Source organism: Thioalkalivibrio sp. ALRh (assembly GCF_000381425.1).
Taxonomy (GTDB): Bacteria; Pseudomonadota; Gammaproteobacteria; order Ectothiorhodospirales; family Ectothiorhodospiraceae; genus Thioalkalivibrio.
In genome coordinates, this window is the sequence record NZ_KB906519.1 from 543,031 (window position 1) to 556,859 (window position 13,829).

The window sequence follows — 13,829 nt, forward strand, 5'->3', positions numbered from 1 at the left end:
AACGCTCAGGCGGCGCGCCAGCGTTCCTTTTCCTCGTCCGACAGCGCGCGGGCCTCGTCCTCCAGCATCACCGGGATCTCATCGCGGATCGGATAGGCAAGACCGGCGGAGACGGAGATCAGTTCCTGGTTCTCGCGGTCGTACTTGAGCGGGCCCTTGGTCACCGGGCAGACGAGAATATCGAGCAGACGCTTGTCCATGTAATACCCCAATAGTAGTTGCGACGCGGTCAGATCAGCGTCTTCTTGATTCGGGCGACCGTCTCCAGACGGGCCAGCAAAGCCGACTCGAAGGCGGACGGCACGCGGGCCGCAATCGGCCAGTACCAGTGATTCTCCTGCGCGAACGCCCGGCATTTTACGGCATCCTTCTCGGTCATCAGAACCGGCAACCCGTCACCGAAGCGGATCTGGTGCGAACGAAAGCGGTGATGATCCGGAAACGGGTGGCGGATGATGTCGATATGGGCCGCCTCGAGCATGCGAAAGAAACGCTCCGGGTCGGCGATGCCGGCAATCGCATGGGCATCGCGACGGGCAAAGCGGTGCGGCTTGTAGCCCTCGCCCTGGCCATCCACGCGCTGCAGGCGACTGGACGGCACCAGCTCCATCGCAAACTCGCCGGGGCCAGGCTCGCCACTGGTCACCAGCACAAAGTCCGCCCGCTCCCGTGCGGTCTTCGGCTCGCGCAACGGCCCGGAGGGCAGGCACAGACCGTTGCCCAGCCGGCGCTTGCCGTCGATCATCAGGATGGTAATGTCACGCGGCAGACGGTGATGCTGCATCCCGTCGTCCGCGATCACCACATCCACGCCCTGGTCGGTCAGCGCCTGAGCCCCGCGCACGCGATCGCGGTCGACCTGTACCGGAACCCCGGTGCGCTGTGCGATCAGCAGGGGCTCGTCCCCGACCACCACGGGGTCGGAAAGCGGGGTCACGCGAATCCCTGCGACGTCCCCGCGCCCGCCGTAGCCCCGGCTGACGATCCCCGGCCGATACCCGGCATCCGCCAGCCGTTTCGCCAGCCAGATGGTCATCGGGGTCTTGCCGCTGCCACCCACCGTCAGGTTGCCGACCACGATCACGGCCTTGGCCGGGATCGTGATGCCCCGCCGGGCCTGCTCCAGCCGATGGCGATTCCACTCCACCGCTCCGGCATAGGCCAGCGACAGCGGATACATCGCCGCCGCGAACGGCCCGCGATGACACCACTGATCCCAGATGCGGGCGCCCAGCCACGCCTTGAACCGGCCCATAGCTACCAGTCCCAGACCCGCCGCAGCACGGCATCGAAGTTGGCGTCCACCTGCCGGCGCTCCTCCCAGAAGCGCCGCCGGGCCGCGTCGCCCTGCTGGCGCCGGGCGGCGGGGTCGTCCCACAGTCGCGCCCAGGCCTCCAGCACGGCGGAGACATCCTCCAGCACCGGGCATGGAACCTCGGCGGCCGGTTCCTCTCCCAGACTCACGGCCGCACCCCCCGCCAGTCCCTGCCAGAGGGCCTGACGGTCGGGGGCGGCCAGGTGTATCGCATGCGCGGCGCTGGCCGCTGCCGCAAACCAGCGCCGGTCATCCAGATGCAAGATGGTCCCCGGCGCCAGAGCCGAGCGATCCCAATCCGAGACCCGCAGCCCGGCACCCGGGAGATCGCGCGCGGTCGCCGCCGCCCCACCCCGGCGGCTGGCCAGCAGGATATCGGTCGCCCCCATGCCGGATGCCTCCCAGGCCGCGTGCCATGCCGACCACTGGTCGTCACGTCCATGCCACCACCAAAGCCGCTGCACCTCCCCGCCGACCAGGGCGCGCAGGACCACGTCCGCCTGGGCCTCGACAAAACGCGCCTGGGGGTCGGCGACCGGCAGGACATCGGCCGCCGCACCGTCCGCCCAGCTCGTGGATGTGTTCAGGGGCCAACACTGGTCCACTGGCCGCACAGGTTTCCACGTGGGGGTACGGGTATTGACCGCAACCACCGGGCATTGGGCCTGTGCCAGCAGGCTGCGCGGGGCACCGCCCCCGGCCAGGAGGATGCCGTGGGGCTGGAAGCGATCCAGGACACGGCGCACCACGCGCGGGCGATCGCTGGGCCCATAGCCCACGCCGACCTTCTTGAATGGCTGCATGTGGCGCTCGAACAGCTCGGGGTAGTCCTGCTCGAAGGTCAGCACGATGCGCACGTCCTGACGCTTGTCGCGCACCGCACCCAGCAGCTCGATGCCCAGACGTACATCCTCGGCGGTGCCACCAGCCTTGATCCAGACCAGACGCCCCCGCTCGGCGGGCGGGCTCAGAAAACCGCGGCGCGCCCGCGCCCGCGCTCCGTTGCCCTGGCGATAATCGCGCCAGACGGCACGCCAGACCGGCAGCGGGCGATCACCGTAGCCCGCCGCCTCATCTCCCATGCGCAGCCCCGAAGGCGGCATCTTCGCGTGGCCCCTCAGTCATCGTCGTCGCGTTCACCCAGGGTCGCGATCGAGACCGAGGTAATGCCCAGGCGCCCGACCACGTCGAGCGCGCGCACCACCGACTGATGCGAGGTATTGGCGTCGGCGCGGATCAGCACGGGATCATCCTCGCGCCCCTCGCGCGCCTCGGACAGCACGCGTTCCAGGGTCTCGGCGCGGCGGTTGACCAGCTCCTGGCCGTTGACGAAGTAGTTGCCGTCGGCATCCACCACGATATCCAGCCAGGCCCGCTCGACCACTTCGGCCTCGCGGTCGGCCGAGGGCAAGGTCAGTTCGATGTCCGCGTGCTGATCGAAGGTGGTCGAGACCATGAAGAAGATCAGCAGCAGAAACACCACATCGATCAGCGGCGTCAGATTGACGCCCGGCTCGTCATGGTGCGGCCTGCGAAAGTTCACGCGGTGACTCCGCCTTCCGGCGTGGCGGCGGTTGCGTCCCGCTCGCCGTGGATCACCTCGACCAGCTTGGTCGCCTCCTGCTCCATCTCCAGCACCAGCTCGTCAATGCGGCCCCGGAAGTAGCGATGGAAGGCCAGTGCCGGGATCGCCACGCCGATGCCGGCGGCGGTGGTGATAAGGGCCTGGGAGATGCCCCCGGCCAGATCACGCGGGCTGCCCACGCCGATCTCGGTGATCACGGTGAAGACCTCGATCATCCCGACCACGGTGCCGAGCAGGCCCAGCAGCGGGGTGATCATCGCGATGGTGCCCAGCGTATTCATGTAGCGCTCGAGTTCGTGGGCCACCCGACGGCCGGCCTCCTCGATGCTCTCCTGGGTGATCTGGCGCGCACGGTCATGGGTGGCAAGACCGGCGGCCAGGATCGCGCCCAGCGGCGAACCCGCGCGCAGGCGCTGGATGTCGTCGAGCTTGAGGCCCTGCGTGCGCATCTGCTCCCACACCGAGGTCAGCAGGCGCGGCGGGACCACGCGCGAGCGGCGCAGCGTCCACAGCCGCTCCAGCACGATGGCCACCGCGAGTACGGAACACAGCAGGATCGGCAGCATCAGCCAGCCGCCCGCCTGTACGATCTCCAGCATTCAGTCTCTCCCTCTTGGCTCGTCGGGCCGGCGCGTCAGTCGCGCCGGAACACGGCCATGGATTCCACATGGGCGGTATGCGGGAACATATCCATGATCCCGGCCCGCTCCAGGCGATAGCCATGATGATGCACCAGGCGCTCGGCGTCACGGGCGAGCGTGGCCGGGTTGCAGGAAACATAGACCATGCGCTCGATGCCCTGCGGCGCCAGCGCCTCGATCACCGCGGCCGCGCCGGTGCGCGGCGGGTCCAGCAGCACGCGGTCGGCGCGCTCGTGCAGCCATGCGGCGTTCTTCAGGGCCTCGACGTCGTCCAGGTCGGCGCGTTCGTAGCGGGTGTTGGCGATGCCCTGGTCGCGGGCATTGGCGCGCGCCCGTGCCAGCATCGCGTCGTCCACCTCGACGCCAACTACTTCGCCGGCCACCTCGCCATCCAACACGCTGCGCGCCAGCGGCAGGGTGAAGTTGCCCAGCCCGCAGAACAGATCCAGCACCCGCTGGCCCGGATGCAGGTCCAGCGCGGCCAGCGCCTGCGGGACCATCTTGCGGTTGATCCCGGCATGCACCTGGATGAAGTCCGTCGGCATGAACGGGACCGACACGTCGTAGTCCGGGTGGCGATAGACCAGCGGCTCGATCGGCCCGGCCAGCGGTTCCACCGTGTCCGGGCCGCCGGGCTGCAGATACACCTGAATGCCCTCGGCCTCCGCCCAGGCGGACAGGCGCGCGCTGTCCGCCTCCGACAGCGGATCCAGGTTGCGGAAGATCAGCGCCACGCGCTCGTCATCGTCCACCGCGACCTCGATCTGCGGCAGACGATCGCGTGCATCCAGACCACCGATCAGCTCCCGCAGGGCCCGGATGCGCTGCCCCACCGCCGGGTGCAGCACCTCGCAGTGGGTCATCTCGGCCAGATACGGGCTGCCGCGCTCGCGAAAGCCGACCAGCACCCCGCCCTTCTTCGGCACGTACTTCGCCCCCAGCCGCGCGGTGCGCCGGTAGCCGAGGGTCGTGTCGGTCAGCGGCTCGAAGCGGGCCTCGGCAGTCACGTGGCCGATACGCTCCAGGGCATCGAACAGGGCCTGCTCCTTGATCGCACGCTGCGTCTCGATCGACGCATGCTGCAGCTTGCAGCCGCCGCACAGGCCGAAGAACTCGCAGGGCGGCTCGACCCGGCCCGGGGCCGGCTCCAGCACCTCGACCACCTCGGCGGAATCGAAACGGCGCTTGCGCCCGGTCTGCACGGCCATCACCCGCTCGCCCTTCAGCGCCCCGTGGATGAAGCAGGCTTTGCCATCACGGCGGATCACGCCCTGACCGTCCAGCGTGACCTCCTCGATGGTGGCCTCGAACGGGGTCTTGTCGATGCGCGCCATCAGTCCGCGCGTCCGGCCGGCTGCCAGGCGTCGAGGAATTCGTGGTGGTGTGCGGTATCGGTGCTACCCAGGTACTCGGCCAGCTGCTGCTGACGGCTGGCCAGCGCGGCGTCGGTCAGGTTGCCGCGCATGTACTCGAAGCGCAGCCAGACCAGATAGGTGTTCAGCACGTCGTGCTCCACGTAGTCGTGGATCTCGGCCTGGCGACCGTCACGCCAGGCCGGCCAGACCTTCGAGCCATCCATGCCCAGCTTGCCGGGGAAGCCCAGCAGGCTAGCCATCATGTCCAAGCTGGTAACCGCGCGGCCCTGAAAGCCCGCGAGCACGTCCATCAGATCCACGTGTCGCCAGTGGAAGCGCGACAGGTAGTTGTTGTAGCGAAACTCGCGGTCGTCGTCGCCCTGCTCCCAGTAGCGCGGGGCCTGCACGCCGTTGACCAGCGCGCGGTAGTGCAGCACCGGCAGGTCGAAGCCACCGCCGTTCCAGCTCACCAGCTGAGGCGTACGCTTGTCGATCACGTCGAAGAACTGGCGCAGGAGATCGGCCTCGCTGGGCGCCTGTCCGTCCTCGCCTTCGCGCCCGAAGGCGGAGAGCTTCAGCGCGTCGCCGCCCTGATAGAGCACGCCGATGGAGACGATGCGGTGCAGCGGGTGCTTGAGGAACTCCGTGCCGGCCTGCGCGCGGCGCAGGGCGAACAGCGCCTCCGCCACCTCGTGATCGCTCAGGCCCTCGAAGTCGTGCAGGCGCCGGGCCCCGTCGATGTCGGGGACGGTCTCGAGGTCGAAGATCAGGACCGGGGCACTCATGACGGAAACACGCCGGTGGAGATGTAGCGGTCGCCGCGGTCACAGATGATCGCGACGAAGGTGCCGCCCTCGATCGCGGCCGCAAGCTTCAGGGCCGCGGCCACGGAACCCCCGGAGGAGACACCCGCGAAGATGCCCTCCTCGGCGGCCAGCCGGCGCATGGTGTCCTCGGCCTCCTCCTGGGTCACGTCCACGGTCTGGTCCACCCGCGAGGCCTCGAAGATCGTCGGCAGGTACGCCTCCGGCCAGCGCCGGATACCGGGGATCGACGATCCCTCGGTGGGCTGCACGCCGACGATCTGCACACTGGGGTCGCGCTCCTTCAGATAGCGCGACACGCCCATGATGGTGCCGGTGGTCCCCATAGCGGAAACAAAATGGGTCACCGTGCCCTCGGTGTCGCGCCAGATCTCCGGCCCGGTGCCGATGTAGTGGGCCTCGGGGTTGTCCGGGTTGCCGAACTGGTTCAGCACTCGGCCCTTGCCCTCGGCCTCCATGCGGTCGGCCAGATCGCGCGCGCCCTCCATGCTCTCCTCGCGCGAGACCAGCACCAGCTCGGCGCCAAAGGCCTTCATCGAGGCGCGGCGCTCGGCGGACATGTTGTCCGGCATCACCAGGATCATGCGATAGCCCTTCATCGCCGCGACCATCGCCAGCGCGATGCCGGTATTGCCGCTGGTCGCCTCGATCAGGGTATCGCCGGGCTGGATGTCGCCGCGGCGCTCGGCTGCCTGGATCATGTTCAGTGCGGGCCGGTCCTTGACCGAACCGGCGGGATTGTTGCCCTCGAGCTTCACCAGCACGGTGGACGGCAGATCCGCCGCCATGCGCTGCAGGCGCACCAGCGGCGTATTGCCGACAAAATGCTCGAGGGTCGGGAAGGATTCAGGGTGCAGGCGTTTCTTCATGCGCGCAGAGTATAACGACCGGGCCCTGTCCCTGCCCATGCACGCGACGGTCCGGCGTCGGGGCTTCCCATGGAGATTGCTTCGTCGCGCTGCTCCTCGCAATGACGCGAAGGGGGCACCGTCATCGCGAGATTCCGCCGGGGGCGCGGCAACTTCCGTCCGGAACCACCGGAACCGAATTTCGGGCGCCCCGCAAGCGTCAGGCGATTGCTTCGTCGCTTGGCTCCTCGCAATGACACCAAAAGGGCATCGTCATCGCGAGGCGCGCAGTGCCGTGGCGATCGGTGTGACCCGACCACCTGCGCAAGCCCATCTCGCAACCTTCCGGCTTCCGGCCTAAGATCCAGTCATGCTCGTACTGCTGGAATACCTCGTCGTCACCTTCCTGGCGGTGTTCGTGATCGTGAACCCGCTGACCACAGCGTTCATCTTCACGGCGATGCTGCCACGCGCCTCTGAGGAGAAACGGCGCGCGATCGCGCTGCGTTCGGTGAAGGTAGCCACCTCCCTGCTGTTCGCCTTCGCCCTGCTGGGCGGGGTGATCTTCCAGTTGTTCGGAATCACCCTGGCCGCGTTTCGCATCGCCGGCGGCATCATCCTGTTCGGCATCGCGATCGGCATGATTCGGCAGAAGGGAGCGACCGAAAAGGAGACCGCCGAAGAGGTGAAGGCCGACAAGGGGCACGTGACCGAGGATATCTCGGTGATCCCGCTGGCGATCCCGTTCATGAGCGGTCCGGGTGCGATCGCCACGGTGATGATCCTGACCAGCGAGGCCCCGACGGTCTATCACACGGGGCTCGTGTTCCTCGGCGTACTGGCCTGCATGGTGGCCTGCTACTACGCGATGATCTATTCGCGCTACATCGTCCAGTACCTGGGCGACACCGGGAAGGACATCCTGACCAAGGTCTTCGGCCTGATCCTGGCGGTACTGGCCGTGCAATTCGTGATCAACGGCATCAGCGACGCCGCAATCGGCTTCATGCTGGACACCGAAATGCTGGACGAAAACGAGGTGGAGGACCCGCGCATCCCGGCCCGTGACCACGATTAGGGCAGCGCGACTGCCCTTCGAGTCAGGCCGTATCGGGCTCGCGGTTGCGCCGGGCGAGATGCAACGGAATCGAGGCCAGCAGCGCGGCCACGAACAGGAACAGACAGAACAGGATCGCATTGGCCAGCCCCAGCCAGGCCTGCAACAGGCCAATCCCGACCAGGCCAAAGATCGCGGCCGCCCGCGCCGACAGCGCCCAGAAGCCAAACCAGCGCCCCGCCTCGCGTACCGGCACCATCATGCCCACCAGAGCGCGCCCGGCCGACTGTGCAGCCCCAAGACACAGCCCGGCAATAATCCCGACCCCGAGAAACACCATCTGCGCCTCGACCGGCTGGCCCAGCAACGCGCTCAGCCACTGTGCAATGGCCGAGGTGCCGAAGATCGCCAGCACCGCCAGCGCCCACAGCGCGAGGGTGATGCGGTAGATACGCACCGGTCCGACGCGGTCCATCAGGAAGCCAAACCCGATCGCCCCAATGATCGCCGTGACCTGGGTGATCACGAACATCGCGATGCGCACCGACTCCTCCCACTGGATCACCTGCGAGCCGTAGATGAAGGTGAAGGAGATGATGATGTAAATCCCGGCCATCATGAAGAAGATGGACACATACAGCGCGCGCAGCTCGCGGCGCTGCCCCAGGGTCACCAGCGCCTCGCGCACGCGGCGCCAGCCAAGCCCCAGTTGCAGCCGTCGGCGCATGCGCCGACGCGTACCACGCTCTTTCAGGAACAGGAAGGTCGGGATCGCGGAGATCAGGAAGAAGGCCGCGGCGAACGGTCCCACCCAGCGGATGCGCTCGAAGTTCTCCTCGCTGACGTCACCCAGCAGACCCAGGGCAAAGGCGGTGGCAATCAGCCCGCCGACATAGCCCATGCCCCAGCCGAGCCCGGAGATCCAGCCAAGCTTCTCCGGCGGCCCGAGACTGGGCAGGAAGCTGGCGATAAAGGACTCTCCAATCGCGTAGCCAAAGTTGGAGGCGATGATCAGCGCCATGCCGAAGACCACCAGCCCCGGCTCGACGAAGTAGAGCATCGCCGTGGCGATCACGGTCAGCATCCAGGAGGCCATCAGGAAGCGCTTGCGCGAGGCCGTGGCATCCATGATCGCACCGGCGAACGGGGCAGCGATCACCACCATCCCGTAGCTGATCGCCAGGGCCAGGCTCCACAGCAGATTGCCCAGCCGGTAGTCCGGCCCGTCACCGACGATGATGCGGGTGAACAGATCGCCGAAGATCACCGTGATGATCAGCAGCGTGTAGGCCTGGTTGGCGAAGTCGAACATCGCCCAGCCAAAGATCTCGCGGCGCGGGGCGGGGGCATCGACGGGGTGACGCCGGATCAGCGGCATAGGGGATCAGCAGTGGTGGACTTGCGGCATCCTAACGCGAATCCACCTGGCAGGGAGCTTACGGCCGGATGGTGTAGGCCCCGCCGTCGAACTCGACCTCGAAGGCATCCAGGAACGCCTGACCCAGACGCGAGCGCGGCAGGTCCTCGTCGGGCAAGACGATCACCGGGACGTCATCACGGGCCAGGTGCCCCAGTTGCAGGCGATCAACACGCAGCGAACGACCCTCGATCCTTCCGCGGGCGCGTTCGACACGGACCGACTCCCCGCGATCCGGATCGAGACCCGCGCGCCGGGCATCGCGTTCGCGCAGCAGCACCCACTCGGCCTCGGGATCAATCACGAAGGTCACCGCCTGACCGTTGACCCCGCCGGTAACCGCGTGCTCGCCCGCCGAATCCCGATGTACGCTGACCCCGGCGCCACGCCGGTCGACCTGGGGCGCACCGGCGCCGCGGGGGCGTCTTTCCACCTGAAGTTCGCGACGCTCGCCGGCGCGCTCGACCACCGCGCCACTGCCGGAGATGCGCAGTACCCGCACCCCGCCCGGCCCGGTCTCGCCCTCGCCGACCAGCGCGCGCTCGCCGTCGACCGACAGCACGACCTGATTGCCGAACACGGCATGCAGTTGCCAGTCCTCCGCCGATATCGGCACAGCGAGCAGACAAAGGAGAATAATGACGGCGATGCGTGGCATGCCCCGGTTATACCCTGACCACCTGAACCGCACCAGAACGGCTTCTTCCTGCATCGCGCGACGCCCGCGCTTGCTACCATCGGGAGACATCCCTTGCGGAGTCACGCATGTCCGCCACTGCCCCCGCCGCCGCGGTGCCCACCCGGGCGCCGGCCAATGCCGCCCGCCAGCTGTTCACGCTGGTGCTCCTGCTGATGGGGCTGTGGCTGCTCCACCTGAACCTGCGCGTGGCGCCCGAAGCGGTGATCCTGGCCCTGTGGATCGGGGCGACCCTGCTGATCGGCTACGGCGGCTTTCGCCGCCACCGGTTGCGCCGGGCGGCGTTCCTGCGCGGCTATCTGGATGCGGGCAGCCCGTGGAGCGAACGCCTGCGCGGGGGCCCGCTGATGGCATTGCGCCACCTGGTCGTGGGGGCTCTGTTGGGCGGGCTGCTGGTCCTGGCCTTGGCCCGCATCCAGACCCCGGCGGTGTGGGCGGTCCTGGTCGCGGGCGCGCTGGCACTGGTCGTGCTGGAGGCCGCCTTTGCCCGGCTGATCGCCGGTCATGCGCACCCGCGGTTGGCCCCGGAGCTGGCCCGGCGCGGCGCCTTGTGGATCACCGGCGGCGGGCTGACACTGGCGTTGCTGATGCTGGCCCTGCGTGGCTGGTATCCGGACCTTTCCGGCGCCTCGCTGGAACAGGTGATATGGTTCATGGTGGAGCACGAAGGGGCCCGAAGCGCCGTGCTGGAGATCGGGCTGCAACTGGCCGCGGCCCAGGACGGGCTGCGCCTGTGGCTTGGCCAGCAGTGGCTGCCGCCCGGCGCCCAGCCCCTGCCGGTGCTGGTGGCCTGGTCGCTGCTATTGATCGAACAGGCATTTTTGGCCGCCGGCTTCCTGCTGCTGGCCAACGGACTGCTCCCGCCCCGTGATCCCGGCGATGACCCCGCGCAACCGTAGACTCCTGCGGACCCTGGTCTGGTTCGCGCTGACCGCCCTTGCGGCGGCCGCGTTCCTGGCCCAGGTCGATCGCCACGAACCGCGCCAGTGGGATGACCAGGCGCATGTCGAACTGAAGTTCGAGGGCGAGCGCTATCGGCTCGACCGCGACCGGCTGAGCCGCCTGGAGCGCTTCTCGCTGGAGTGGCTGGAGGCCGGTGACGAGCAGGTCCGAGCCCAGTGGCAGACTCGGATTGATCACGAGTTGGACCAGCACTTCCAGACCTTGCACGACCGCGTGCCAGAGGTCGCGGACTGGTACTTCTCGCTGGGTGCGGAGTATCAGCGCCTGTTGCTCCGCGGCGCCCAGTGGCTGGGCACGGCCGAAGAAGACGCAGCCACGCGGGCCCTGCGCGACCGGCTCCTGCCGGAAGACCTCTGGGACGGCCCCCTGCAGGCGCTTGCCGAACGGGCACAATGGGGCCTGGACGAGGATCAGCGCAAGGTCCGGGATGCCTGGCGCATCGCCCTGACGCGCGAGATGGCCGACGCCCGCGTACCCGCCACGCCGGCGGCCCTGCAGTCGCCGATCGAACAGCACGCACGCATCGAACGCGCCCAGCAACTGGCCAGTGCAATGGATGCGGATCTCGCCCGGCTGGAACAGCGCGCGGGCCTGGCAGCCACGGCCGCCGCCGGGACGGGGCTGGCCACCCCGCTGATCGCCCGTGCGGTCCAGGCCCGTCTGGCGGCCCAGGCGGCGCGCAGTGGCGGCGCGGCACTGACCCGGGCCGGGCGTGCGGGGGCCCTGGGCGCGGGGGTCTGCGCCTGGAGCGGCCCAGTCTCGCTCGGCTGCGGGATCGCGGCCGCCGGCGCGGCCTGGGTCGGGACCGACTGGGTGCTGCTGCGGATCGACGAGGCGCGCCACCGCGAGGCCCTCGAGGCCGCTCTGCACGAGGCCCTGGACGCCCTGCACACCGAGACCCGCCTGACCTGGCAGCAGGCCATCGCCGAGCATGTCGAGGCACGCCACACGGCCAGCCGCGAGGCAATCGACCGGACTTTTCAGCCGTGGAAGGCGGCCCTGAATCCGTGAACTGCAGCAGCTACGGCAACCCCGTGCCGCCTGCGGCGTCTCGGCAGCGGGCGGGGCCTGCGTTACACTCCGCGCACCGTTATACCGCCCCCGCATAGCTCAACATGAACACGACCCCCACCCGCCGCAAGACCGTCCCCGTTCGCATCGGCCCTGTCACCGTCGGTGGCGATGCCCCGGTGATGGTGCAGTCGATGACCAACACCGATACTGCCGATGCGCTGCGCACCGCCGTGCAGGTGGCGGAACTGGCACGCGCCGGCTCCGAGGTCGTGCGCATAACGGTGAATTCCGAGGACGCGGCAAAGGCCGTACCGGAGATCCGCGAGCGGCTGGAGACCATGGGGCTGGAGGTGCCGCTGGTCGGGGACTTCCACTTCAACGGGCACAAGCTGCTGACCAAGTACCCGGAGTGCGCCGAGGCGCTGGCCAAGCTGCGCATCAATCCCGGAAATGTCGGCCGCGGCTCGAAGCGCGACGCCCAGTACGCCGCGATGATCGAGACCGCGATCCGCTATGACAAGCCGGTACGCATCGGCGTGAACTGGGGCAGTCTGGACCAGGCCCTGCTCGCGCGGATGATGGACGAGAACAGCCAGCGCGCCGAGCCGGCCGCACCCGAGGCGGTGATGCAGGAGGCGCTGATCGCCTCGGCACTGGAGAGCGCGGCCGAGGCCGAACGCATCGGTCTGGCCCACGACCGCATCATCCTCTCGGCCAAGGTCAGTGGCGTGCAGCCGCTGATCAGCGTCTACCAGGACCTGGCCGCGCGCTGCGACTACCCGCTGCACCTCGGGCTGACAGAGGCCGGCATGGGCGCGAAGGGCATCGTCGCCTCCACCGCCGCCCTGGCCGTGCTGCTGCAGCAGGGCATCGGCGACACCATCCGCATCTCGCTGACCCCGGAGCCCGGCGGCGACCGCACCCAGGAGGTCCTAGTCGCCCAGGAGATCCTGCAGAGCATGGGGCTGCGCAGCTTCCTGCCGTCGGTGGTCGCCTGCCCCGGCTGCGGTCGCACCTCCAGCGAGTACTTCCAGCACCTGGCACAGGACATCCAGTCCTACATCCGCCAGCAGATGCCCAACTGGAAGCAACAGTACCCGGGCGTGGAGGAGATGACCGTCGCGGTAATGGGCTGCGTGGTCAACGGCCCCGGCGAGAGCAAGCACGCCAACATCGGCATCTCCCTCCCCGGCACCGGCGAGCAACCCGTGGCCCCGGTCTACGAGGACGGCGAGAAGACCGTGACGCTCAAGGGCGAACGCATCGCCGAGGAATTCCAGGCCCGCGTCGAGGCCTACATCGAACGCCGCTACGGCCAGACCGCCTGACGCGCTCCCCCAGCCGCAGCGAAGCGAAGTATCGGGATCTCCGGCGTTTAGACCCTGCCGCAAGGTCCCGGATCACCACTGCGCGGCGTCCGGGATGACCTCGTAAGCCCGACCCTCAACGCGAGCGTCAGAAGTGGACGCTGTAGCCGCCGACCAGCAGGTGCTGAGCGCCGCTCTCGTCGCGCGAGGCGTAGGTGAGCGAGAAGGTGCCGAAGTCGGTCGCGTGCGCCGCGCCCAGTTCCCAGAACTTCGCGCCGTTGTCATCGGCCGGATCGTCATAGCCGAGCCCGCCGAAGAGCTCGGTGCGCGGGGCCACTTCGTGCCCGGCCCCGACGAACCAGACGCGGCTGCCCTCGGCATCGCGATCGTCGGCGTGCGCGACATACGCCACCTCGGCGAACAGCGGCCCCCAATCGGCGCCCAGGAACAGCTCACCCTCGTCTTCGTCATCCAGGCTGGAGTAATGGGAGTACTCGTAGCCGAATTCGATGCCGATCGGGCCAGCGTCGAAGCCATAGCCGACGAACGGGACGATCTCGGTGCCACGGCCACTGCCCAGGCTGGAGGCCTGCACACCGGTGAACACGCCGGTGGGGAAGCCCAGCTCGAAGCCGCCCTGCACCACCGGGTCGTTGTCGGACTTGGAGGCACCGTCGTCGATGTAGTCGGTGAACACGCCGATGTTGAATTCGGCCTCGGCGGCCTGGGCCGCCGAGATGCCGAAGGCGAATACACTGGCCACGGCTGCGGCCAGCACGCCGCGATGGAAGTTTCGATGGCTCATG

At 68.5% G+C, this 13,829-nt stretch carries 15 protein-coding genes; 4 read left to right on the forward strand and 11 right to left on the reverse strand.

Features of this window, described 5'->3' with window-relative positions; genetic code table 11:
* Nucleotides 1-5: 5 nt before the first annotated feature.
* From F791_RS0102595 to cysM, 8 genes are read right to left on the reverse strand one after another with little or no spacing between them, the layout of a single operon-like run.
* Nucleotides 6-200, reverse strand: a complete 195-nt coding sequence (locus F791_RS0102595; RefSeq protein ID WP_018174671.1) for a Trm112 family protein — start codon at nt 198-200, stop codon at nt 6-8.
* 29 nt (nt 201-229) lie between these two features.
* Entirely contained in the window at nt 230-1,255 is a 1,026-nt protein-coding gene (gene lpxK, locus F791_RS0102600; protein WP_018138763.1) for a tetraacyldisaccharide 4'-kinase, read from the reverse strand.
* Between the two features lie 2 nt (nt 1,256-1,257).
* Nucleotides 1,258-2,397, reverse strand: a complete 1,140-nt coding sequence (locus F791_RS0102605) for a glycosyltransferase N-terminal domain-containing protein (RefSeq protein ID WP_026296427.1) — start codon at nt 2,395-2,397, stop codon at nt 1,258-1,260.
* Nucleotides 2,398-2,432: 35 nt separating this feature from the next.
* Nucleotides 2,433-2,858 carry a biopolymer transporter ExbD gene (locus F791_RS0102610; RefSeq protein WP_018994647.1) on the reverse strand — a complete coding sequence of 142 codons (426 nt, stop codon included), beginning with the start codon at nt 2,856-2,858 and terminating at the stop codon, nt 2,433-2,435.
* Nucleotides 2,855-3,499 carry a MotA/TolQ/ExbB proton channel family protein gene (locus tag F791_RS0102615; protein ID WP_018138766.1) on the reverse strand — a complete coding sequence of 215 codons (645 nt, stop codon included), beginning with the start codon at nt 3,497-3,499 and terminating at the stop codon, nt 2,855-2,857. The genes F791_RS0102610 and F791_RS0102615 overlap by 4 nt, the downstream gene beginning before the upstream one ends.
* Nucleotides 3,500-3,534: 35 nt before the next feature.
* Complete coding sequence (gene rlmD, locus F791_RS0102620; protein WP_019592137.1) at nt 3,535-4,875, reverse strand: 23S rRNA (uracil(1939)-C(5))-methyltransferase RlmD; 1,341 nt, start codon at nt 4,873-4,875, stop codon at nt 3,535-3,537.
* Nucleotides 4,875-5,681, reverse strand: coding sequence for a 3'-5' exonuclease (locus tag F791_RS0102625; RefSeq protein WP_018138768.1), 807 nt, complete (start codon nt 5,679-5,681; stop codon nt 4,875-4,877). The genes rlmD and F791_RS0102625 overlap by 1 nt, the downstream gene beginning before the upstream one ends.
* Entirely contained in the window at nt 5,678-6,589 is a 912-nt protein-coding gene (cysM, locus tag F791_RS0102630; protein WP_018138769.1) for a cysteine synthase CysM, read from the reverse strand. The genes F791_RS0102625 and cysM overlap by 4 nt, the downstream gene beginning before the upstream one ends.
* A 349-nt stretch (nt 6,590-6,938) precedes the next feature.
* Here cysM and F791_RS0102635 point away from each other — a divergent pair, with 349 nt between their 5' ends.
* Nucleotides 6,939-7,646: a MarC family protein gene (locus F791_RS0102635; protein ID WP_018138770.1), complete on the forward strand. Its 708-nt coding sequence runs from the start codon at nt 6,939-6,941 to the stop codon at nt 7,644-7,646.
* Nucleotides 7,647-7,668: 22 nt separating this feature from the next.
* On the opposite strand, the gene F791_RS0102640 is transcribed toward F791_RS0102635, so the two are convergent.
* Together F791_RS0102640 and F791_RS0102645 are read right to left on the reverse strand one after the other, a co-directional pair.
* A complete protein-coding gene (locus F791_RS0102640; protein WP_018993725.1) occupies nt 7,669-9,003 on the reverse strand; it encodes an MFS transporter in 1,335 nt (444 codons plus the stop codon).
* Nucleotides 9,004-9,061: 58 nt separating this feature from the next.
* Complete coding sequence (locus F791_RS0102645; RefSeq protein WP_018993726.1) at nt 9,062-9,700, reverse strand: TIGR02281 family clan AA aspartic protease; 639 nt, start codon at nt 9,698-9,700, stop codon at nt 9,062-9,064.
* Between the two features lie 107 nt (nt 9,701-9,807).
* Here F791_RS0102645 and F791_RS0102650 point away from each other — a divergent pair, with 107 nt between their 5' ends.
* The 3 genes from F791_RS0102650 (at nt 9,808) to ispG (ending at nt 13,044) form a co-directional block, all read left to right on the forward strand.
* Nucleotides 9,808-10,638, forward strand: a complete 831-nt coding sequence (locus F791_RS0102650; protein ID WP_018138773.1) for a hypothetical protein — start codon at nt 9,808-9,810, stop codon at nt 10,636-10,638.
* The gene (locus tag F791_RS0102655) at nt 10,619-11,713 is read left to right on the forward strand and encodes a hypothetical protein (RefSeq protein WP_038056963.1); all 1,095 of its coding nucleotides are present in this window, start codon (nt 10,619-10,621) and stop codon (nt 11,711-11,713) included. Before F791_RS0102650 ends, F791_RS0102655 begins: the two co-directional genes overlap by 20 nt.
* Before the next feature lie 104 nt (nt 11,714-11,817).
* A complete protein-coding gene (gene ispG, locus F791_RS0102660; protein WP_019592139.1) occupies nt 11,818-13,044 on the forward strand; it encodes a flavodoxin-dependent (E)-4-hydroxy-3-methylbut-2-enyl-diphosphate synthase in 1,227 nt (408 codons plus the stop codon).
* A 127-nt stretch (nt 13,045-13,171) separates the two neighbouring features.
* Here the strand turns inward: ispG and F791_RS0102665 are convergent, their stop codons facing one another.
* Nucleotides 13,172-13,828 (reverse strand): TorF family putative porin, encoded by a 657-nt coding sequence (locus F791_RS0102665; protein ID WP_018993728.1) that lies wholly within the window; start codon nt 13,826-13,828, stop codon nt 13,172-13,174.
* Between the last annotated feature and the right edge of the window lies 1 nt (nt 13,829).